The following is a 21,918-nucleotide window of genomic DNA, read 5'->3' as shown; positions in this document are numbered from 1 at the left end:
CCGCCTTTTATACCCTTAACCTGTATCGTGGTCAAAAATTATGATCTCGATAATTCTGCAAGTTTGTCATTGTTTAACTGAAAGCGGAAATCTTCGGCGAATTCTTCGATATTATTTTTGACTTGCTGATTGAATGCCTTGGTTGTGTCCCCATAAATCTCGGCCAAATCGGCATCGAGCATCACCTTGACTCCGCGAATGGTGTGAATTCGCGATTTGAGCAAGGCTTCGTCTATCAAGGAAAAATAAGACTTTTCTGCAACGTAAGATACTTTTGTGGATGATGTTTTCTGCTTATTCATTTTACCTCCGACCACCTACATGCTGAAAAGGTGGACTAAAACGTTTTTGAATTATTTTAATAAATTGTAATGTCATATTGTGACATTTGATGAAATTATGTTAAGAAGTTGGAAAAATATGATTAAGTAGGATATGCGTGGAAGTAAAAAATGTTGCTTTGTTTATAGCCCTTGGCTAGAAAAATGGGTATATTTCGTGGTGTATGAAATTGCAGGAGTTTTAAATGGCTATTCCCGAATTATCTCGAGAAAATATTAATCAGGCGTTGCTGTATATTGATGAAAATGGAGTTCCGCCTGGCTACGGAAGCAAGGCGTATGACTTGATCGTCAATGGAAAAAAGTATCCGCCTAAATATGTTGTTGCTGTTGCCAGACATCTTAAGGATGGTGCTGCTATAGACACTAGTGATTATAATGGCGTTGAGGCGAAGAATTATTTTAAAGCGCGTGGGTATGAAATATTTGTAAAAAAAGAAATTTTGCCAGAAACAAATTATTGGCTGACGGGAACATTCTTTAATAAAAAAGACATGATTGACGATTTTGTTGCCGACTCCTATTGGGAAGGTGGACAGGTTAATAGTTCTGCTATCATGACTTCGATAAAATCTGTAAAAAAAGGGGATGTTCTAATTGCCAAATCAACGACTACAAAAGGACCAAATCATTCGATACCTCTTCTAAAGGTAAAGGCTGTTGGATTGGTTATGTCTGATATGTGGCAGACGGAAGAACCTAATTGGTATAAATGTGATGTTGAATGGATTAAATTGCCGGAGTATAAGGATTATGAGGGGACCGCATATGGAAAGTATCTAGGAACAATGCATCTTTGTAAGGAACAGAATTTGATTGGATTTGCTAAAAAAGTTTTAGGAATCACCGTTATAGATGATTGCTCTTCTTATGTAAATTTGTTAAAGGCGAATCACAACATCATTCTTCATGGTGCTCCAGGAACTGGTAAAACATATCTTGCAAAGAAAATTGCTAAGGCCATGGGATGTGGGGATGATGAAATTGGTTTTGTTCAGTTTCATCAATCGTATGATTATACCGATTTTGTGGAGGGCCTGAGACCTGCAAAAAATAATGAAGATAAAGTTAGTGGCTTTGAGTTAAAAAAAGGTGTGTTTAAAAATTTCTGTGAACAGGCTGAAAAAAATTGGGTTGATAGCAAAAAGACGTCTAATGAATTACAAAGAGAAAAAAGTGTAGATGAGAGAATAGAGACGTTTTTAAATGAAGCCGTTGATTCAAAAAAAGAATTTGAAATTGCGACAGGAAATAAATTTTATGTAGAAAATCTGACGGAGAATTTTATTGAAGTTTCTGTTCCCGCAAATGAAAAGTCAAATGAATTGAACCTAAAAATATCTGAACTAAAGCAGTTGTTGCTTTCTGACAAAGAAATCATCAAAGGGAAAGATGTTCGAGAATTCTTTTCTAGGAAAAGACGACTTCAAGAGGATTCATACATTTTTGCATTATATCAGCAGTTAAAGAGCCTAGATGATAAAAATAATCAAGATGAAAAAATAAAAGTTGATTTGAAAAAATATGTTTTCATTATTGATGAAATTAATCGAGGTGAAATATCTAAGATTTTTGGAGAATTGTTTTTCTCAATTGATCCCGGATATCGAGGTGAAAAAGGACGAATCAAAACACAGTATCAAAATTTAGTGGATGAAGATGATGTCTTCGCAAAGGGTTTCTTTGTCCCCGAAAATGTCTATATCATTGGTACAATGAATGATATTGACCGTAGTGTAGAAAGTATGGATTTTGCCATGCGTCGTAGATTTGCTTTTAAAGAGATAAAGGCTGATGATCGCATTGAAATGCTTACTGATACAGAAAAAGGTCTTGGGGAAAATGCGGAAGAAGCGATTAAACGCATGCAATCGCTGAATAAGGCGATTGAAACAACAGAAGGACTTTCTTCTGCTTATGATGTTGGACCGGCATATTTCTTGAAGTTGAAAAACTATGATGGTGATTTCCAACAGCTTTGGGATTATCATATTGAAGGTGTATTGCGTGAATATTTACGCGGTATAGATGATGATGGCAAAAAGTATGAAAAATTGAAAAATGCATATTTTATAGCGGAATTGAAAGAAGAAAAGGCTGGTAAAACAGAAGAGTAATCGTGAATTTAATTTCGTTAAAAGATAATACGCTAAATCAGGAATTTTCAGTAGGAAAACCTTTCGATAGTGTTCGGAAGGCTTTGGATAGTGTTGCTGGCAAAAATCTAAAATCGTTGGCAGATAAGGATTTTAAATTCATTATTTATCCACCTTTTTTGAAAGAATTAGATGTGAAATGTAGTGATGTTATTTTTGATGTAGATTATTCAGATTTATCGAAGCCTAAAATTACAACCGGCAATATAATGGGCTTTGTTTGTCTTGATGACGATATTCGTGTCAATATAACATCACGATTTGATTCTGGTAACAAAAATTATTTTTTGCATTATATGTTGCAAAGAATATGCAATGTTGTTTATACGCCACGAACGGATGCTGGAGATGATTCTTTTTTTGATTTCTTGTATTATTTATTTCCCAATTTTTTAAATGAGGCTCTTAAACAAGGCGTCTTTCGTGCGTATGTAAATCGTGTGTATAATGAAGCGAATGTTCGTGGTCCCATAGATGTTTCTCGGCATGTTCGCTATAATATTCCGTTCAATGGGAAAATTGCTTATCACACACGTGAATATACTACAGATAACTATGTAACGCAATTGGTACGTCATACGATAGAATACATTCGTTTGCTTTCGTGTGGAAAGTCTGTTTTGGATGGGAACGTTTCTTCTAAAACATCTGACAATATAAGGGCTATTGATTTTGCAACGCCGACTTATAATAGAAAAGATCGTCAGTATGTCATATCCAAAAATCTTCGCCCGATAACACATCCTTATTATACGGCATATGAACCTCTTCGTAGAATTTGCCTTGCTATTTTGATGCACAATAAATTGAGCTACGGAGAGAATTCAACTAGCCAAATAAACGGAATATTATTTGATGGCGCGTGTTTGTGGGAAGAATATTTGAATACAGTGCTTGTGAATAAATTTAAAGATAGCTTGATTCATCCTAATAATCGAACAGGATTTGGTGTTCAATATTTATTTAAGGATGATGGTTGTCAAAAAATCCGCAGAATTTATCCGGATTTCCTGATTGATGGTAATGTAAAAGACGGAATGATTGATTCTGCGACTGCTATAATTGATGCTAAGTACAAGCGTCTTGATGAAAAAATTGATCGAGATGATGTTTTTCAGATTCTTGCTTATTTATTTCGATTTAAATCGAAACAAGGGTTCTTGATTCATCCAGTTGAATGTTGCAAAGCATGTGAGCCTAAAAATATGACTCTCTATAATGATGATTCCGTCAAGCTTACGATAGTTCCCTTTGTTGTGCCAAAAACTTCAGGCTCGTTTGAAGAATTTTGTGTGGCGATGAAGAATGCTGAAGAAAAAATGCAAGAAAAATTGAAATTGATTTAGATTTTCTTTTTTGCTTTATTTTCTTTATGGTAATTCTTTATGGCGTCAGATAATAAGAAATTATCTATATCACGCGGAGATAAGGTAATCTGTAGATTTTCTTCAAGCAATGTTTTTAATTCTAGAACTCTGCAAACGAAATCCCCATATTCCTTATCAAATTTATCAGGTTGCAATTTGTTTAGGATGCTTTTGTCTGGTCGTTCAACAAATTTATGAATTCCATCCCTTGCTCGGCTGTCGTAAATAAAAACCTTTTCAGGACAATGAAAATGTAGGTATTTTGAAGCTAAAGACCTTTTTTCTAAATGAGAGATTTTGTTGAATGTCTTTGTTAAAAATTTGTGTGTGTATAATAAATTGGTAAAATTTTCTGATGCAGACAGGGACAACTCTTCTATTTTTTTATCGAGTTCTTTGCTTATCCTTTTCATTTCAGGAGCTACTATATCAAAATAAAAGTCTCCTGTCTTTCTTCCATCTTTTCGTCGTTCTATTGCAGCAGCGTAGCTTCGGCCAATAAGCCAAATTTTTCCGACAACAATATTTGAATTGTTGTGTTTAGGATTTTCTTTGCACATTTTGTAGAGGATGCTGTTGCCAAATTCCCAATCTTTTTTCTTTGTGGCTACAAAATGTTTATACAAATCAAGAACTTTACTTTCATCTTTTATCATATTTCGAGCCTCTTTGGACAATGCTGAATGCTATATGAATATATATAATGTTTTTGACTTAATTCGTTATTTAAGTTAATTGGTCGTTGTATTTTAAGTAGTTTAGCTGTTTCGGGGTGATGTTAGAATATGCTTGTAATGGAATTGAAAACCACCCAATCGCTACCCAATAAAGTGAAAAAAATTTTAAGGGCTATCAAAAAAAACGCCAGCCACTTCAAGGTTATCTAATTATCTTCTAGTACATCGTCTTCCTGTTTTTTCAATTCCTCATCTAATTGTTTTTGATACCATTCAGCTTCCTTCGAATTTATGCATTTGATGTATTGAATGTAGTTGCGATAGTCTTCTTCGGCAAAGTCACCACCAAAACCAAAAATTCCGTCAAAGATAGTATCAGCGTAATGATCTAAAATATTTAGGTCTTTTTCATGGCGAAACATTAACCGATAAAGCATTGCTGCGGCTTGGTCGTGCTGCGTGGCAACAAGTTCATTTTGATTTTTGATAGACTCGATAAAGTCTACAGGTAATTCCATAATTTGTGTCCTTTTTGCTTAAAATCTATATCCATGTATTTTATGCATCAAGGTCTTGAACTGCGGACGTTTTTTGTGGAAAGTTATATTCCTTGACGTCGCTATCCCGTTTATATATATTACTCCTGTAATTCGATAATCCCTGTGACAGTCGGCATAGACCTAATGGTCCGTACGTGCATCCGCGATGGGGCCCATCAACCTTCTTGTTGATGTTGTTGGATAGCTGGTAGGAACACGACCTACTCATGTGCACTCGCAAAAGTGCCTAGTAATGCCGAGGAAAACCCTCGCCAATAGCATTGCAAGATTATCCGATTTTCTACGCGGGAAGTAGAAAATTTCTCAAAAAAGTAATGTTGCAACAAATGGAACTGAGTCCTTTGTTGTATTGTAATATGTATTGACAATAGTATATACATTTTCTATAATAGTGAAGGTAATAAATGAATATTACAAGACACGCTTTTGAGCGGATGCTTGAAAGGAATTTTACCGTAGAAATGCTTGGAAAATTTTTACGGCAAAAAAGGTTAAGATGGAGTCCTACAGAAAAAGACGGTGTGTCAAAAATTACTGCTGAAGTTGATAATCAATTTTGGACATTAATTGTAACTGACGATTTGAAAACTTTAATCACCGTAAGGAGAGCTCATGAAGACGAGGTGCAAGATGCAAAAGAAGGTTAAGTTGCCCAAGGGCTTTAAGCTGGTGAAGGATATTTATCCTAGGGCGGTTATTGAGGAACTGGAAAATGATACCAGTGTGAAAAATTCGATGACGATTACCGGAGGCCATGAGTCGGAAACTCTTGAAGAATCCATAGCGCGAGTTAAGCGTGCGATTGCAGAATCCAAGGAAGAAAAGAAAATGTATTCCATAAGGCTCAAGGTGAAAACTGTAGAGGCTATTAAGCGTAAGGCTGCCGAGGCAGGCATCCCGTATCAGACTTATGTGAATGTTTTATTGGACAATGCGGCTTTGGCCTAAAAATTCCCCATAAAAAATGCCCCGCTTAGGCGGGGCGCTTTTGCATAGGCTTCTCTTTAAATCTTTATCCTAATCTTCTTCTGCTTGTAAATCGATTGCCCGCCGTTGCACATGTATGCCATGGTGCAGACGATGAAGAATGCGGGGAGGCAATCGAATCCGAAGATTTCGCCGGCGATGAGGATGGGGGCCCAGAGCGTGTTGCTTGCGCTTGCGAACACGGCGGCAAAGCCGAGTGCTGCGGCGAGGGCGACTGGCATCCCGAACATGCTTGCGATGAAAATTCCGAAGGTAGCGCCGATGGCGAAAAGCGGGGTGACGACACCGCCGATGAATCCGGCGGAGAGCGTGAGTATCGTGAGCGCGAATTTTATAATCCAATCATACCCGGCGACGTTCCCAATCAAGTCGGCGTTCCCGGCGGCAGTTCCAACAACATTCGCGGCATCACCGGCAGCATTCGCGGCATCTCCGGCGGCATTCCCAATCAAGTCGGCATTTACGCCGAAACACATGTCCAGCAAGTTTGTTCCAAGTCCAGCGTAACGGCCCTGGAAAAATACGAGCAGCAAAGCGCTTATTCCAACGCCCATAATGGCGATTCGCTTGATGTTGTTCGGGAACTTCTTAGCAAAAAAGTTTTGCGAGAGTCCAAGCAACTTTGCAAATCCGCCGCCGACAATCCCGAAGAGCACTCCCATCAGCGCAAGTTTCAAAAGCAGATTGCCGTCGAGCGTTCCTTCGTTCGTGAAAATGCTTGCCGAGAATCCGCTTGCATCAAGGAGCGAATTCAAATCAACGCTGAACTTGTGGAATCCGAGCATGCTCGAAACTTTGCATGCGGTGAATGCTGCGGCTGCAGCGGGCAACAAGGCCGTAAGTTCCAAATGTCCGACGAGCAAGACTTCCAAGGCGAATGCGGTTGCTGCCATGGGTGCCTGGAAAATTCCGGCGAAGCCAGCGGCCATGCCTGTGACGAGCATGATGTGCGCTGCGTTTTCAAATGGTAACTTCTTGCTTATGTTGTACGAAAGTGCGGAGCCGATTTGCATGGCGGCGCCTTCGCGGCCTGCGCTTCCGCCGAAGAGTTGCGTAATCCAGGTGCTAACGGCTGCCATAGGAATTGCGACCAGCGGAAAGTCTGTTTCTTTGTTGAGCCCGATGGCAAAGACTTGGTCCATGCCGCGTTCTGTCCAACGTCCCCAATTCTTGTACGCAAAAGCAATTGCTGCTCCGCCGAGAGCGAGTGCCGGGATAAAGTACAGCGGGTTTGCTTCGCGGATTGCCGTAAGCTTGTCGCTGATGTCTCCGAAGCATGCTGTGAGCGCACCGATGATTGCTCCGAGTGTGATTCCAATCACCACAAATGTTGGAGTTGCGAGCCACTTTGTAATTTTTTCTTTAATACGAGCCTTTGCCATCTTCATCATCTGTTCTTTCATCTCGGGACTGAACTGATTGAACTGTTGACTCGCCTTGCTGAAGTCGCTGAAATTCATGTAAAATCCTGCTTTTGTTAAAATTTTTTCACGACAAAAATAGTAAAATGGAACGTCTTGTTCCGCTTTTTCCCGTGTTGTCAAATGCTCAATTCTTTTACAACGCGTATCCAAAAAAAGAATGACTTGCTTTGCTCTTCAATGTATAATTAAGCAAAGGGTTGGCTTGTGGTGTATCGCTAAAAATATAAGGGAATCGAAATGAATCATTTTTCGAAAGCAGCGCTTTGTGGGATCGGTTTTGGTTTGATGTTCTCCGCTTGCGGTGACTCGAACGATACTAATTTTAGTCCGATGGGACCTGGCAATGGTGAAGTCAGCTCCGATTCTAATGTAGGCTATCAAGCAGGATTTTCTAGCTCGTCGGCTGGATATTTGCCGGGATTGTCTTCGGCGGTAATTCCAGGAAGTTCTGCAGGAATTCCTGTTGGTTCTTCGGGATCGTCTCCTGTGATTCCGACTTCTTCGGGCAACGTGATTGTTGGCTCTTCGAGCTCTTTTGCGCTTCCGCAGAGTTCTAGCGTTCAAGAGGTGATTCCTCAATACCAGGGCAACAGCCCGGTGTTCTTCTCTGAAATTTCTCCAACGAATGCGAACTTCAAGGACAATGATGGCAATGATCCGGGATGGGTTGAATTTTACAACTCGTCAGATGCTCCTGTAAGTTTGAAGGGCTTTTCTCTTACGGATGATTTGACAAATCCGCGTCGCTGGGTCTTTGGAAACGTAACGGTCCCGGCCAAGAGTTACATGATTGTGTTCCTTTCGGGCAAGGATTATGCCGATTACGTTTTGCCTTCTGATTCGCTCAACTTGATGGGCTCCGATTGCAGTTCTGAATCTGCTGCTGGTAGCACGGGTGGCTTCAACTTCCCGGGAATGGGCGGTGATTGGGGCGGTGGTATGCCTGGCATGGGAGGCAATCCTGGTGGGAATCCTGGTGCTGGCGGAAATACTTCTGGCAACAATGTTCAGAATCTCCAAGGCAAGTCATCTCTTTGCTTTAGCGAAGGCGGAGCTCAGCAAATTGGTGCCGTAATGAAGGTGGCTCAGGGCGGTTCTTATTCCCGCGTTGTGGTCAAGTCTAATAATGCATCGAAACTCAGCAAGGCCAATCAGATTGTTGTTCGCGGATTCATCACCAAGAATCACAAGATTCGCGTGAACTTTAAAGAAGGCGAAGAACTCAGCAATTGGACTGGCAAGAATCTTCGCGGTACGGGCGATTTGTCGTCGGTGTATTACGTTCGTTTAGACGACAATGCAAAGGACTTGAATCGCAATAAAATATCGGCAATGACTTTTGCCACTGAAACCCAGGGCAGCGAATCAACAACTATTCAGATTACATCGGTGGTTGCTCGCAACCGTGGACACGAACCGCATGCGTCGTTCAAGATTGATAAGGATGGAGGCTCGTTGTACTTTGTGAATGCCGAAAATGCAATTCTTGATTCTGTGCGCTTTGGTGCTGTTCCGACGAATGCTTCTTGGTCTCGTGATGGCGCAGGCAAGTGGGGCTTTGCTTTGCCGTCGCCTTATGGCAATACGCTTGGCGAAGTTTATGCAGAACAAGTGCAAGTGGCCGAAGTAAATATTCCACCTTCTGGATTCTATTCTTCTGCAGTGACGGCTACGTTCCCAGCTGGCACGCGTTGTGAACAGGGCGGTGCAGAACCGACTGCAAATTCTCCGGTGGTACAGACAACGTTGTCGATTAACGCTACAACAGTTTTGCGTTGCCGTACTTATGCCACGGGCTCTTACCCGAGCGAAGAAATCAATCGTACGTATGTTTTTGAACAGCAACCGTCGCTTGCTACAATCTTTGTGACGACTGATCCGCTTTCGATGTTCAGCCCCGATTCTGGCCTTTACATGACGGGTAATGGTGCTGCAATGATGGACCCGAAGAAGGGTGCAAATTTCTGGAGCAACCGTGAACTCCCCGTGTATATCGAGATGTTTGAACCGGGTAAGCCGAAAACGCCTGCGTTTGGCATCAAGGGCGATTACAAGATTACAGGGCAGTATAGCCGTGCAAAAGAAAAGAAGTCGTTCGCAATTACCTTGCGCGAAGAATATGGCGACAAACGCCTGAAATACACCTTGTTCCCGGATTATCCGGAACTCAAGAAGTTCAAGGCTATCTCGTTCAGAAACTTCGGTAACAACAGCGGTGACGATTATTTGCGCGATCGCTTGGGCACTTCGATGACGGAAGGTCTCGGCGTGGATTACCAGCGTGGCCGTTATGTTATCGTGTATTACAATGGCAAGTATTATGGCATCCATGACATGCGCGAACGCAACAATGAATACTATTACGAAACCAAGTACGGCTATGACCCGAACGATATAGACCTTGTCGCTACCACGTCGAGTGGCACCAATGAAGCTGCTGCAGGTTCTGCCGCTGATTACAAGGCTATGATTGATTGGCTGCAAAGTAATAGCTTGACATCTGATGCGAACTATAAAAAGATTGCAGACCAGGTTGATGTTGATAACTTCATGAACTATATGCAGGCCGAAATGTTCCTGAATAACAGTGACTGGCCGCATAACAACTTGAAAAAGTGGCGTGTCGCAAGCCAGAAAACCAAGTGGAAATGGTTCATGTACGATGTGGACTTTGGCTTTGGCGTGTCTTACAATACCCAGAATGGCAATGTGTTCAGCTATGTGACAAACGCTAGCGGTACGCAGGGCATGGGTGGCATGAACTTCCCTGGCATGGGCGGCGATTTCCCTGGCATGGGTGGTGGCAACTGGGGCGGTGGCTTTGGTGGCCAGCAACCGCAAATGGCTGCAGCAAACGGCGGTATTTCGGAACATACAATTCTTATCAGTCGCTTGCTTGAAAATGCAAACTTCAAGAATGCATTTATCAACCGCTTTAGCGTGCTCCTCTCGATGAACTTCTCTGCTGAAAGACTCCTCAAGCGCATTAACGATTTGCAGTCTCAGGTGGAATCCGAAATGGCTCGTGATCAGCAATTCTGGAGCTATAACGCATCTTCGATGAGCAACAATTTGCAGACTATAAAGAGTTTCGCCCAGTCGCGTCAGGCTACGGTTCGTGAGCAGATGGTATCGTACTTCTCGCTGGGCTCGCCTGTCGAAATGACACTTGCCTCGCAGGGCTCGGGAACAATTCTTGTGGACGGCCTCGCATTGGATCAGTCTTCGATGAAGTTGACGTTCTACACGGGCGTACCTGTAACGCTTACGGCTCAAGCATCTTCTGGTGGCGTGTTCACCGGCTGGAGCGATGGCGTGACCGATGTGACCCGCAAGGTGAACCCAGGCGAAGTGACATCGCTGAGCGCTGTGTTTAGATAAAATTGATTGACGATTGAATATGCCCGGCTTATCGCCGGGCATTTTGTCTGAAAACAAAAACGGCTAAACGGTTATTCCGTTTAGCTGTTTTTGATTTCCTGGATATTTCGTGGCGTAGCCACAAAGTATGACGTGTCGCGGGCAATCCTCCCGCGACGAAATCGCTTATCCCAGCATTTCCTGCGTGCTGAGAGTCTTGAAGTTCTTTTCTGCCAAGACCTTGAGCGCTTTTTCGGTATCGCTGAAACGCAGAATCATGATGTTCGTTGCTGTTGCACATTCAGACGGATATGCATACATGTAGTCAATCTGCAAATCGCCAAGAACATCGAGAAGGTCGGCAAGGCCGCCCACCTTGTCTGCAACAGGGCATGCGACAACGTCGGTAACGGTTGCGCTGAGGCCTGCCTTGGCAAGAACATCAACAGCCTTTTCTGCTTCGTTCACAATCAGGCGGATAAGGCCGAATTCACCGGAGTCGGCGAGCGTGAGCGAGAGAAGGTTGATGCCTGCGTCGGCGAGCGAACGGCAAACTGCCTGGAGACGACCCGGACGGTTCTGGACAAAAACTGAAACCTGTGGTATCTTCATTTTTTTTCTCCTTTCTTCTTCTTAAATCTTCTTTCTGTTATCGATAACGCGCTTGGCCTTGCCTTCGCTACGCGGCAGAGAATCCGGTTCGCAGAGCGTGACAATCACAGAAATGCCGAGAATCTGTTCGATGGAATGCTTGAACTTCTTGGAGAGCTGTTCCATATCGCTCATGGAGTCGCTCACCATGTCGCGAGAAACTTCCACCTTGACTTCAAGCGTGTCCATGTTGTTCTTGGTGTCAAGCACAATCTGGTAGTGCGGCAAAGCCTTTTCGGCGCGGAGGAGGGCCGTTTCGATCTGGCTCGGGAACACGTTCACGCCACGCATGATGATCATGTCGTCACTGCGGCGGCCGATGCGGCGGATACGGCGGATGGTACGGCCGCAGGCGCACTTGGTCTTTTCAATGGCGGTGATGTCGCGGGTACGGTAGCGGAGGATCGGCATGGCGCGCTTGCTCAGCGTGCTGATGACGAGTTCGCCTTCTTCGCCGTCCGGAAGCGGTTCGAGCGTTTCCGGGTCCACGATTTCGGGGTAGAAGTGGTCTTCGAAAATGTGAATACCGTCGCGGCATTCGCATTCGCAACCCACGCCCGGGCCAACAATTTCAGAAAGGCCGTAAATGTCGTAAGCCTTGATGCCCGTCTTTTCTTCGATGTAGTCGCGCATGCCATCGCTCCACGGTTCTGCACCGAAGATGCCGCGCTTCACATTGAGCTTGGAAATGTCGACGCCCATCTTTTCGGCAACGTCGATGATGCGGACAAAATAACTCGGGGTGCCGCCCACGGCCGTAACGCCGAAGTCCTTCATGAGCATCACCTGGCGTTCGGTATTGCCACCGCTAATCGGCACGACTGTGGCGCCGAGGGCTTCGAAACCGCCGTGAATGCCAAGGCCGCCCGTAAAGAGGCCATAGCCGTAGAAGTTCTGTACAATGTCTGTACTGCGGAATCCGCAAGCCAAAAGACCGCGCTTCACGACCTGAGCCCAGACTTCCATATCTTCCTTGGTGTAACCGACGACAATCGGCTTACCGGTGGTGCCGGAGCTTGCATGCAGGCGCACGACTTCGCTCATGTCGACTGCGAAAAGGCCATACGGATAAGTGTCGCGCAAGTCCTTCTTCATGGAGAATGGAATCTTTACGATATCCTTCAATGTCTTGATGTCTTCGGGCTTGACACCTTTTTCGACCATGCGTTCGTGGAACAGCGGAACCTTTTCGTAGGCGAGCTTCACGGTTGCACGCAAACGCTGCAACTGCAATTCGCGCAATTTTTCTTCGGGCATAAAGTCAAGAGCCATTTCGGGCAAGACTTTGTTTTCTTCGTCGTTCCAAGCTGTAGATCGCATAGTATCCTTCAATAGAGGGTGTAGGTTAAAATTTTTCGCCTTAAATATATATAATGCTCATGCAGCGTGTTTCAATAAGGTGCGTTTCTTTTTCTTTGCGGAAAGCGGCGCAATCTTTGTCCATATATATGGATAACGATGTCATCCTAATGTAACACTTTCAAAAAGTGTAAAAACCGGGACGAAATAACTCTTATTCCAACATTGTCGTTTAATCGTCGGTCGTTTGGCCCTTTTTAAAAATCTCGTGTGGGCGGGGGAGTGTAATTTTTGTATTTTTGGGCAGAAAATTTAAATAAACTGCTTTTATAGGTAGGTCTATTCTGCGTTCTCGTTCGCTTTTATTTGTTCTTGCTTTGGTCGGTATGTCGAATGCCCAATTGTTGGACATGTCGCAGATTTCCGACAAATATATGGTTGAGAATAAGATCAACAAGATTCATGTTGAAGGTACTCATCACATGGATGAACGCTCGGTTCTTGGGCGTATTGGAATCCGTACGGGGCAGAGTTTTTCTCCGTCTACGCTTTCTGAAAAGGTCCAGAACTCGGTGAGTACGCTTTATGCTTCCGGTTTGTTTGACGATGTGACTGCATGGGTGGACTACGTTAACGAAGACGATTCCTATGTGGACTTAGTGTTCAAGGTCAAGGAACTCCCGGCTCTTGATACGGCTATTTTGGATGGTTGCGATGAAGTTTCCGAAGACGACCTCCGTCTGAAAATTCACATGATTCCGGGGCAGGTCTACAGCAAGGCTCAATTGGAACGTACGCGCCAGGCTTTGCTTGAACATTACCGCTCGGAAGGATTCCTCCTTGCAGAAGTGGGTATCCGCGAAGAACCGATTGATGAATACCAGAACAAGGTGACTTTTGTCATTCGCGAAGGCTCCAAGGTGCGTATCCGTGGTGTCGAAGTGAAGGGCAATGACCATGTGCCGGTCGAGGAAATCACGGAACACATGCTCTCGAAGGAAAACCAATGGTGGGGCGGTGGCGAATTTAAAGAAAACATCTTTGAAGCCGACCGTGATACCGTGCTGAACGTATTCCGCCATTTCGGTTTCTTGGATGCAGAACTGAACGATTACCATGCAGAGTACCTCCCGGATTCTACGTGCTTGTTCTACCTTGGACGCATGGTGCCGGTTGGGGAACGCCTCGCTCCGCTCTACTCGCAGTTGAACGAAGCTTTGGCTGATTCGTCGAGCGCGCTTTACAAGATTGCCGGCAAGCCGACGATGGAAGTAACGCACTATTATAGGAACATGCGCAAGGCTAGCGACAAGTATCCGCTTGCAAGGCGTTTGTCGCAGGTCAAGGACGAAGAAGGTGCCTGGAAGATTCTGAACGACATTATCCGCTACGAATCGGCGCGTAATGAATGGCTTGGCTTGGTGAAAAACCAGAAGTGGAATAACCCGAAGATTGATTCCCTCCTGAACATCAAGAAGCGTTCCGCTTACGAAAGCAAGCTCCTTGTGCGCTACATGCTCGAAGACATGATTCCGGCACTCAACAAGTACGATAACATCAAGACTTCTAGCGATATTCTTGTGCATATCGACGTGACCGAAGGTCGTCGCTATTACATGGGCGGTCTCCACTTTACAGGTAACGAAGTCCAGAGCGATGCTATGCTTGGCTACGTGTTCCGTTTGGATAGTGGTGCCGTGTTTGACCAGTATCTTTACGAAGCATCCCGTAAGGCCTTGCTTGACTCCTACCGCGAAGACGGTTACCTCTTTGCTCAGTTCGACGAAGAAAGAACGTTCGAAAACGATTCTGTCGTGAACCTCACCTATAAGATGAATGAAGGTTTGCCGGCCCAGATCCATAAGGTTCATGTGCGTGGCAATACCAAGACAAACGAAAAGGTGATTCGCCGCGAAGTGCGTTTGTATCCGGGCGATACTTACCGCCAGTCGGCTTTGGAACGTAGCTTCCGCGATATCATGCAGCTCAACTACTTTGACATGGTCGTTCCCGACATCAAGGTCGTTGGCGAACAGGAAGTGGATTTGGACTTTGCTGTTCAGGAAAAGCAGGCCGGTACGGGTCAGTTCAGCTTGGGCGTTTCTTATAGCGAAAGCGATGGCTTTGTCGGTACGGCAAGTATTTCCATCCCGAACTGCTGTATGGGCGATGGCCAGCAGGCAGCCCTTAACCTTGAATATGGTGCTGACAAGAAGAGCGCAACGCTTAGCTTTACGGAACCGTGGTTCCTCGACAAGCCGATTACGCTTGGTGCAAGCCTCAGCTATTCTTGGTGGAATATGGAAGACTATGACGACCATGACATTACTCGTTATGGTGGTAACATCTTCGTGGGTAAGCGCCTCAAGTGGCCGGATGACTACTTCTACGGCCAGATTGGTTACGGCTGGCTCATGAACGATCAGGGTCCGAATATCCCCAATAGCTATGTGGTCTATACGGGTAAGGAATCTGCGTTCAACTTCCGCATCCAGCGTGACGACAAGAACTTGCCGCAGTTCCCGACTGAAGGTTCTCGCTACGTGCTTGACGTGCAGTGGGCCAACAAGTACTTTGGCAGTGACTTTGAATTTATAAAGGCCGACCTCTCTATCAAGTGGTGGTTCCCGCTCTTCCGCGACCGCCTGTCGATTGCCCTTACAAACGAATACGGCGTAATCTTTGGCGACAAGCTGCAACATCGCACCTTGTATAGAATGGGTGGTGTGCTTGGCTACGACGGTATGCTCCGTGGTTATAGCTCAGGTTCTATCGGTAATAGCCGTTTGGGCCGCAGCTACCAGTACGTTGGTGCTGAACTCCAGCTTGCCCTTGTGCCGCAGACATTCTACCTCTTGCCGTTCTTCTTTGATGCCGGTAACGTGTTCGGTGATCGCATTGATACGGACCAGAGAATCGATAAGCCGAAGAAGAACCCGCTCAGTGAATGGGATCCGACGAAACTCAAGAAGGATATTGGCTTTGGTTTCCGCGTTGTGGTGCCGATGCTCGGTATTATCGGTTTCGACTTTGCTTGGCCGCTTGATCCGGGTGAAATTTATAACACGGGTACGCAGTACGGCAAGGTGGGCGATATGGAATTCAACTTTGTCATTGGTCAGGCTTTCTAACCTGGCTGGAGGAGCGCTATGATTCGTAAGTTGATAGTTTTACTTTCGGTTGTGTTTGCATGTGCAAGCTTTGCCGAAGACGGCCTTCGCATTGCTCATGTGGACTCAAAGATTATCTTTGACGGATACAAGGGCACCAAGAAGGCTCAAGAAGAATACGACCGCCAAGTGGCAAAGTGGGAGCAGCAGGCCAACCTTTTGCAGAAGGAACTTGCTGCTATCAAGGAACGTTTGGACAAACAGGTCTTGATGCTTTCTGATGAAAAGAAGCGCGAACTTGAAGCCGAATACAACAAGAAGGATACGGAACTCAAGTCGTTCATCGACCGCGTCTACGGACGTAACGGCGAACTTATCACCGAAAACGAAAAGGTGAGCGCTCCGATTATCCAGCTTATCCGCAAGGCTGTGAACGAAATCGCACTCCAGGAAGGCTATGACATGGTTGTCGACCGCGCTACCGGTGCCGTGCTCTTCTGGAAAAAAGAAAACGATCTTACGAATAAAGTGCTGAATTACTTGAATAATAGATAGTTGTTGGAAACGTCGTTGCGTTCGCCTTTCACGTCATTGCGGGCCCCGGAACAAAGTCCGGGATAAACTCCGCGAAGTCGAAGGATCTAGTTAAGTTTTGAAAAAGAACATCCCGCAGTTAAGAAAACTGCGGGAATTTTTTTATTGCCTCATGTAATCGCAGATGGCGTCCACGAATTGCTGCCCGAACTTTCGGATTTTCATTTCGCCGAAACCGAACACGTCTTGCAGTTCATCGATGGTGATTGGCGCCTTGTAGGCGAGGTCCTTTAACGTGCGGTCGGAAAGTACAACGTAGGCGGGCCAGTTGTTTTCTTCGGCGATTTGCCTACGGACTTTTCGCAATGCTTCGAATAGGGAAGTGTCTTCGTCGGAGTCTGAGCTCGTAAATGTCGAGCGCGTGTTGCTGGCAGATGCGCGCGAAAATGCGCCGCGACTGCTTCTCGGTTTTGCGCTTTCCTTTGCTTCTGCTTTTGCGGCGATGGCAAGTTCTGCGGTTTTCTTCCCGAAGAGGACTTCGTTACCGCTTTCGGTAATTTTAAGGTGGTTGTTTTCGTTGTAGGCAATTTCGATGTAGCCGAGTTGCAACATTTGCAAAAGGTAATCGTGCCAATGCTTGAGCGTTGTCTTGGCCCCCACACCGAATGTCTTGAGTTTGTCGTAACCCTTCTGGACAATCTCGTCGCTGAGCGTTCCCTTGAGAATGTCGGCGGTCATTGAAAAGCCGATATGCTCGCCAGTGCGTTTGATGGCCGAGAGTGCTTTCTGCACGAGTATTGTGCCGTTGAATCGCTGTGGCGGGTGCTTGCAAATGTCGCAATTCCCGCAGTTGCTGCTGTTGTTTTCGCCGAAGTAGTTGAGCAAAATACGACGACGGCAAACCTGCGATTCGGCGTATTCCTGCATGCGGTCGAGCTTCTCGGAGTTGATATCTCGTTGGCCGCTTTCGATTACAAATTTGCGGAGCGTGATGATGTCCTGGAAATTGTAGAACAGCACCGTTTCAGAGGGGAGACCGTCGCGGCCCGCGCGACCAATCTCTTGGTAAAAGCTCTCGATGCTCTTGGGGAGATTGTAATGGATGACATAACGGACATTGCTCTTGTCAATGCCCATGCCGAATGCGATTGTCGCACACACGATATCGATATTGTCGTTGATGAAATCCTCTTGCACATTGTTGCGTTCTTCGTCGGTTAGCCCCGCATGGTAAGCTTTCGCGTAAACGCCAGCGTTGATGAGGTCGGCAGCGACTTTCTCGGTGCTCTTGCGCGAAAGGCAATAGATGATTCCCGATTCGTGCTTGTGCTTTGAAATGATGGACAAAATCGCCTTCAGCTTTTCAGAAGCGGAATAACCGCGCCGCACATCGAGACCCAAATTCGGACGGTCGAACGAACTCACGAAAAGTCTAAAGTCTCGCAAGTTCAGCTGCCTGACAATATCTTCTTTTGTGAGTTTATCTGCCGTAGCTGTCAGCGCCATGATTGTTGCGCTTGGGAACGCTTGATGCAACATGCCGAGCTGCGTGTATTCCGGGCGAAAATCGTGACCCCATTGCGAAATGCAATGCGCCTCGTCAATAGCGAACAGCGAAACGCTCAAGTGCTGTTGCATCCACGGAATTTCTCGTTGCAAACGCTCCGGCGAGATGTAGAGAATCTTGGTCTGGCCAGCTTTGCAACGCTGCCGGATGGCCGCATTTTCGCCTTCTTCGTTGTTGCTGTTCAGTGCATCTGCGCCAATGCCGTTTGCATTTAGCGCGTCCACCTGGTCTTTCATCAGTGAAATCAACGGTGAAATAACGACCGTGATGCCCTTGAACATCAAGGCCGGAATCTGGTAGCAAATGGACTTGCCGCCGCCAGTTGGCATCAGCACGAGCGCATCTTTCCGCGATACGACATGCTCGATGATTTCCTGTTGCATGGGGCGGAACGCATCATAGCCGAAAACAGATTTTAAAATTTCGTGAGCGGTGGGCATTATTTTGAAATAGGTCTATGAAATGTTTTATCCAAGCAATACATTTTTCATTTTTTCATAATGGTCCTGAATTTCATTTACTCCATTTTTGTCCATTAACTGTTTGCCTTCGTCCCATTCGGTATAAGCCATCATGATTCTTTGCTTGATGCTGTCAAGATTTTCACTTTGCTCATAATGTTCTTTTTTGGCGAGTGGCATATAATTGCTCAATCGAGAATTCTTTGAATTGCTGATTAGGCAAAGGTTGCCAAAGCAATCAAGATTCTCTTTACTGATTTTGTAATCGCTACCTTCAATGGGGTTTTGTGGATAATAGTGTTCCACAGAACTTCTGAATGTGAATTCAAATGACGCTATTCTTGAATCATTTCTTAATTTTTCATTGTCACCGATAACGTCAAATGCTGATTTTGTGGTCCTGAAATTTTGCCAAAGCAAATAGTCAAGATAGTTGAAAATGAAGTTTTCTACGGCTGTTCCTGCGTTTAATGCGCCTTCGTTCAATTTGCTGTTGCCGATATTTTGAACATTGCAGGAATTTTTATAAATAATTTCAAAGTAATCCAGTGGTGATTTGGACAGGAAACGATCTCGTAAGAACGCTTCTGCCATCTTTTCCAAATATTCTTTGTAGGCTTTTGCTGTAATCGGTTCAGACTGCTCAAAACACCATTTTAAAGCGCCGTTTAGCCAGTGCTTATACACAAGCGTTGGCGTTGATACGTGGAACATCGAAAGTAACATTATGATTTCGCGATTTTCTTCGCTTTCAATATCGGGATTTGATGTATCGCTAAATGTTCCGACATATGAATAAGAACGCTTTTTACCTTCGTAAATGCGAACGCGCTTTAAGCTCCATCGATCACTTCCACCGACAAATTCACGTTTGATAATGTATTTGTCATATAGAAATTTCATTTTCAGAAGGTTATAGCCAAACTCTTTGATAAACTGTCGATTCATCTCAGGGTTATCTGATTTTACGTAAGGCTTGAATAAATCGAGCAAACGCTTGTCGTCAAGAGGAATATCTGTTTTTGTTTGAATACGTAAAACATGAAGCAGAAAATTTGAGAAGTTGATGACGGTGTTGAAACGGATGTTTGTATCTTCGTTATCTTCTTCTTTTACGCTGATATTGGCGTCATTTTTTGCAATGGCTTCGAGACTTTCTTCGCTTTCACTTTCTTCATTTGAGTTGTGAAGATTCTCGTAAACATGCTCAGGGTTGTTGTCAAGAACATCCCATAGGTTTCCGTCTTTTTCATTGCCTCCGAAAATAGCGTTGCGCTCGTTTTTAGAAAACCCATATTGAATATAGCGTTCCATATTGGCCGCTGCTTCCCAAATTTTATTGAAGGCCACACGGTCTTTCACATCGAGGCATTTTAAACATTGAGCCTTGAGAACTTCGTGCTTTTCAAGCTGTTCTCCACGGCTGTTCATGATTTCAAAATAATGGTTCAAGTCAGTATCGCGTGGAACTGGAACTCGTAAAATGTAGACTTGATTTGCTAAGTATTTAACAAAGTCCTTTTCTTTAAGATTCTTTTCTTTTAGAATTTGCGATAAGGCTTTTTCTGCATCACGATAACCTTGTATGATGTTCATGTTTGGGTTATCGTATGATTGCTTATCCAAATTAGAAAGAAGCTTTAGCGATTCTGTGGATCTTGGGCGACTTGCAAAAGACAATATATTTCCGCGGAACCAACCTAATTCATTATGGAACCAATCTAATTCTTTATTTTTATTGTATAAGAGATTTAGAATGATGCTTAATGTGGTTAGTCTTTGCTGGCCGTCTATTGTTTCATAAATGGTTTCGTAATCGTCCTTACGTTCGTAGACAATTAGTGTACCGATGTAATAATTGCAATTACTTTTATCTTTTGCATAGTCCGCAATGTCTAAAATTAGCTGACGGATTTGAGGCTCTGTCCAAGCATAGTCTCGTTGATAAATTGGAATCTCGTAACGGATTTTTTCTTCTTCAAAAAGGGTCTTGATTGACAATGGTGTGAGATTGTTAGCCATTATAATAACCTAATGTTTTAAATTTCGCAATAATTTTTTCTTCTTTGGTTGCTTTGGTATCAGAAAGAGTGTCCAATTCTACATTTAAAATATCCTGTGGCTTATTTGCGTCTCGGATTATTTTAAACATCGCAATCTGTGAATGTCCCAAATTTAATGCGTAGTTGTCCATTGATTCAATGTCGACACTATGCAACTTTAATCGTAGTGTATAAGCCCAAATAAACAGTTTCTCTACAATGCGATCGATGTTTTTTTGACCGAATTTATCGATATAGTCAATTAGGGCGCAATAGAATAGATTGCGTACATAACGGTCTCCAGTCCTGTTATATCCATCATAATTATGTATAATGTCTAGAATTTCATGTGATCTGTTGCTTTCTATTTCTTCACGCATTTGGGCGTAATGGGATACATATTCGAAGAAACGTTTCCCATTGATGATTACCTGATCAATCTGAAATGGAAAATCGAATGATTCATGCAAAATTTTGGAATGGCAAGATGAATTGAATTCGTCAACGTAATAATGGGCGATACGATAAAGTTTTGTGTATGGGAAGTCTTCTTCAAGATTTGGGCTGATACCTTTGAATGTGTCTACATCGTCTTTCGTAAAGTACCGCGCCGATAGATCGCGACCCCAGTTTTTGATGCGATAAAGGTATTGTGAGAATAAACTGGACAACTCGTTGGGCTCCATATTTTCCCATTTCTTTACCGCATTTAGACGTTCTTGCTCTGTAGAGGAATTGTTCATTTCACGAAGGTGATACGCTTTCAACAAATCGTGCGGTTCCAAGTCCTTGCCGCGAGCGTTTTGAGAATCGAAAAACTGGAATGCTTCTGAAACGTCGTCAATTACAATTTTCACGAATTGGCATTGATTAAAGAAGAATTTTAAGAAATCTGCTTTTTCTAAATCAGATTTTCTACGTTCCATAGCCTTGAAATTCTTCTGGACATTTTGCTTGGTAATAACGTTGGAAAACTTGAGTGTTGATTGAGGCTTGAAACTATTGATGGAATCGCCTCGTAAGAAAACGTGTCTTTGTAGGTCGTTGTTTTCTTCGATAAGAGGAAGAATTTTAATAGCAAGAAGAAATAATGTTATTGTTCGTTGCTGCCCATCGACAATATCAAGTTTTCCTTCTTCCTTGTTATTGTGGATGACGAGTGTTCCGATGCGGTAGGCTGATTTGTCAAGGTTGTCGCGAATGTCGTCAATAAGTTGATTGACATTTTTTTCCGTCCATTTGTACGGACGCTGGTATTCAGGAATTCGCAAATTTGGAATGGCTAGTAATTGCTTGACTGAAATAATTTCTGGTTTTAAAATAGTTTCACTCATCGGGCGCCTGTATAAAAATCAGTTTTTCGTGTATTTTTCCCAAATATA

General features: G+C 44.0%; 16 protein-coding genes. 7 read left to right on the top strand and 9 right to left on the bottom strand.

Annotated elements, in window-relative coordinates:
• Nucleotides 1-38: 38 nt before the first annotated feature.
• Nucleotides 39-302, bottom strand: a complete 264-nt coding sequence (locus tag BUA34_RS15585) for an ORF6N domain-containing protein (protein WP_139255874.1) — start codon at nucleotides 300-302, stop codon at nucleotides 39-41.
• 224 nt (nucleotides 303-526) lie between these two features.
• On the opposite strand from BUA34_RS15585, the gene BUA34_RS04805 reads away from it, so the two are divergent.
• Nucleotides 527-2,458, top strand: coding sequence for an McrB family protein (locus tag BUA34_RS04805; protein ID WP_072827592.1), 1,932 nt, complete (start codon nucleotides 527-529; stop codon nucleotides 2,456-2,458).
• A gap of 2 nt (nucleotides 2,459-2,460) precedes the next feature.
• Entirely contained in the window at nucleotides 2,461-3,843 is a 1,383-nt protein-coding gene (locus tag BUA34_RS04800; protein ID WP_072827591.1) for an McrC family protein, read from the top strand.
• Here BUA34_RS04800 and BUA34_RS04795 read toward each other — a convergent pair.
• Both BUA34_RS04795 and BUA34_RS04790 read right to left on the bottom strand, forming a co-directional pair.
• Nucleotides 3,840-4,520 carry a hypothetical protein gene (locus BUA34_RS04795; protein WP_072827590.1) on the bottom strand — a complete coding sequence of 227 codons (681 nt, stop codon included), beginning with the start codon at nucleotides 4,518-4,520 and terminating at the stop codon, nucleotides 3,840-3,842. The genes BUA34_RS04800 and BUA34_RS04795 overlap by 4 nt on opposite strands.
• Nucleotides 4,521-4,747: 227 nt before the next feature.
• Nucleotides 4,748-5,059: a YjeF N-terminal domain-containing protein gene (locus tag BUA34_RS04790; RefSeq protein WP_072827589.1), complete on the bottom strand. Its 312-nt coding sequence runs from the start codon at nucleotides 5,057-5,059 to the stop codon at nucleotides 4,748-4,750.
• A gap of 446 nt (nucleotides 5,060-5,505) precedes the next feature.
• Between BUA34_RS04790 and BUA34_RS04785 the strand changes: the two genes are divergently transcribed.
• Both BUA34_RS04785 and BUA34_RS04780 read left to right on the top strand, forming a co-directional pair.
• Nucleotides 5,506-5,748, top strand: a complete 243-nt coding sequence (locus BUA34_RS04785) for a hypothetical protein (RefSeq protein ID WP_072827588.1) — start codon at nucleotides 5,506-5,508, stop codon at nucleotides 5,746-5,748.
• Nucleotides 5,714-6,049, top strand: a complete 336-nt coding sequence (locus BUA34_RS04780) for a CopG family antitoxin (protein ID WP_072827587.1) — start codon at nucleotides 5,714-5,716, stop codon at nucleotides 6,047-6,049. Before BUA34_RS04785 ends, BUA34_RS04780 begins: the two co-directional genes overlap by 35 nt.
• 56 nt (nucleotides 6,050-6,105) lie before the next feature.
• Here the strand turns inward: BUA34_RS04780 and BUA34_RS04775 are convergent, their stop codons facing one another.
• Nucleotides 6,106-7,548, bottom strand: coding sequence for a chloride channel protein (locus tag BUA34_RS04775; RefSeq protein ID WP_083579732.1), 1,443 nt, complete (start codon nucleotides 7,546-7,548; stop codon nucleotides 6,106-6,108).
• 201 nt (nucleotides 7,549-7,749) lie between these two features.
• On the opposite strand from BUA34_RS04775, the gene BUA34_RS04770 reads away from it, so the two are divergent.
• On the top strand, nucleotides 7,750-10,893 hold the full coding sequence (locus BUA34_RS04770; protein WP_254794328.1) for a CotH kinase family protein: 3,144 nt from the start codon (nucleotides 7,750-7,752) through the stop codon (nucleotides 10,891-10,893).
• 165 nt (nucleotides 10,894-11,058) lie between these two features.
• Here the strand turns inward: BUA34_RS04770 and BUA34_RS04765 are convergent, their stop codons facing one another.
• Nucleotides 11,059-11,484: an ACT domain-containing protein gene (locus BUA34_RS04765; RefSeq protein ID WP_072827586.1), complete on the bottom strand. Its 426-nt coding sequence runs from the start codon at nucleotides 11,482-11,484 to the stop codon at nucleotides 11,059-11,061.
• Nucleotides 11,485-11,505: 21 nt separating this feature from the next.
• Entirely contained in the window at nucleotides 11,506-12,843 is a 1,338-nt protein-coding gene (locus BUA34_RS04760; RefSeq protein ID WP_072827585.1) for a phenylacetate--CoA ligase family protein, read from the bottom strand.
• A 413-nt stretch (nucleotides 12,844-13,256) separates the two neighbouring features.
• Here BUA34_RS04760 and BUA34_RS04755 point away from each other — a divergent pair, with 413 nt between their 5' ends.
• Nucleotides 13,257-15,953 (top strand): BamA/OMP85 family outer membrane protein, encoded by a 2,697-nt coding sequence (locus BUA34_RS04755; protein ID WP_254794327.1) that lies wholly within the window; start codon nucleotides 13,257-13,259, stop codon nucleotides 15,951-15,953.
• Nucleotides 15,954-15,971: 18 nt separating this feature from the next.
• Nucleotides 15,972-16,487, top strand: a complete 516-nt coding sequence (locus BUA34_RS04750; protein ID WP_072827583.1) for an OmpH/Skp family outer membrane protein — start codon at nucleotides 15,972-15,974, stop codon at nucleotides 16,485-16,487.
• A gap of 141 nt (nucleotides 16,488-16,628) precedes the next feature.
• Here BUA34_RS04750 and recQ read toward each other — a convergent pair whose 3' ends face one another.
• The 3 genes from recQ to BUA34_RS04735 are packed head-to-tail and all read right to left on the bottom strand — an operon-like array spanning nucleotide 16,629 to nucleotide 21,870.
• Nucleotides 16,629-18,473, bottom strand: coding sequence for a DNA helicase RecQ (recQ, locus tag BUA34_RS04745; RefSeq protein WP_072827582.1), 1,845 nt, complete (start codon nucleotides 18,471-18,473; stop codon nucleotides 16,629-16,631).
• Between the two features lie 27 nt (nucleotides 18,474-18,500).
• Nucleotides 18,501-20,516, bottom strand: coding sequence for a GmrSD restriction endonuclease domain-containing protein (locus BUA34_RS04740; RefSeq protein WP_072827581.1), 2,016 nt, complete (start codon nucleotides 20,514-20,516; stop codon nucleotides 18,501-18,503).
• Nucleotides 20,509-21,870: a DUF262 domain-containing protein gene (locus BUA34_RS04735; protein WP_072827580.1), complete on the bottom strand. Its 1,362-nt coding sequence runs from the start codon at nucleotides 21,868-21,870 to the stop codon at nucleotides 20,509-20,511. Before BUA34_RS04735 ends, BUA34_RS04740 begins: the two co-directional genes overlap by 8 nt.
• Nucleotides 21,871-21,918 lie beyond the last annotated feature (48 nt).

The organism is Fibrobacter sp. UWB12 (genome assembly GCF_900142485.1).
Classification (GTDB): Bacteria; Fibrobacterota; Fibrobacteria; order Fibrobacterales; family Fibrobacteraceae; genus Fibrobacter.
The sequence above is the reverse complement of the archived record's forward strand: the minus strand, read 5'-3'. Positions and strand labels throughout refer to the sequence as shown.

What these genes read in the sequence shown, in the direction of transcription:
- recQ (WP_072827582.1), bottom strand. Translation starts at nt 18,473, where the DNA reads ATGCCCACCGCTCACGAAATTTTAAAATCTGTTTTCGGCTATGATGCG.
- BUA34_RS04775 (WP_083579732.1), bottom strand. Translation starts at nt 7,548, where the DNA reads ATGAATTTCAGCGACTTCAGCAAGGCGAGTCAACAGTTCAATCAGTTC.
- BUA34_RS04805 (WP_072827592.1), top strand. Translation starts at nt 527, where the DNA reads ATGGCTATTCCCGAATTATCTCGAGAAAATATTAATCAGGCGTTGCTG.
- BUA34_RS04795 (WP_072827590.1), bottom strand. Translation starts at nt 4,520, where the DNA reads ATGATAAAAGATGAAAGTAAAGTTCTTGATTTGTATAAACATTTTGTA.
- BUA34_RS04770 (WP_254794328.1), top strand. Translation starts at nt 7,750, where the DNA reads ATGAATCATTTTTCGAAAGCAGCGCTTTGTGGGATCGGTTTTGGTTTG.
- BUA34_RS04785 (WP_072827588.1), top strand. Translation starts at nt 5,506, where the DNA reads ATGAATATTACAAGACACGCTTTTGAGCGGATGCTTGAAAGGAATTTT.
- BUA34_RS04790 (WP_072827589.1), bottom strand. Translation starts at nt 5,059, where the DNA reads ATGGAATTACCTGTAGACTTTATCGAGTCTATCAAAAATCAAAATGAA.
- BUA34_RS04765 (WP_072827586.1), bottom strand. Translation starts at nt 11,484, where the DNA reads ATGAAGATACCACAGGTTTCAGTTTTTGTCCAGAACCGTCCGGGTCGT.
- BUA34_RS04750 (WP_072827583.1), top strand. Translation starts at nt 15,972, where the DNA reads ATGATTCGTAAGTTGATAGTTTTACTTTCGGTTGTGTTTGCATGTGCA.
- BUA34_RS04755 (WP_254794327.1), top strand. Translation starts at nt 13,257, where the DNA reads ATGGTTGAGAATAAGATCAACAAGATTCATGTTGAAGGTACTCATCAC.
- BUA34_RS04740 (WP_072827581.1), bottom strand. Translation starts at nt 20,516, where the DNA reads ATGGCTAACAATCTCACACCATTGTCAATCAAGACCCTTTTTGAAGAA.
- BUA34_RS04735 (WP_072827580.1), bottom strand. Translation starts at nt 21,870, where the DNA reads ATGAGTGAAACTATTTTAAAACCAGAAATTATTTCAGTCAAGCAATTA.
- BUA34_RS04760 (WP_072827585.1), bottom strand. Translation starts at nt 12,843, where the DNA reads ATGCGATCTACAGCTTGGAACGACGAAGAAAACAAAGTCTTGCCCGAA.
- BUA34_RS15585 (WP_139255874.1), bottom strand. Translation starts at nt 302, where the DNA reads ATGAATAAGCAGAAAACATCATCCACAAAAGTATCTTACGTTGCAGAA.
- BUA34_RS04780 (WP_072827587.1), top strand. Translation starts at nt 5,714, where the DNA reads ATGAAGACGAGGTGCAAGATGCAAAAGAAGGTTAAGTTGCCCAAGGGC.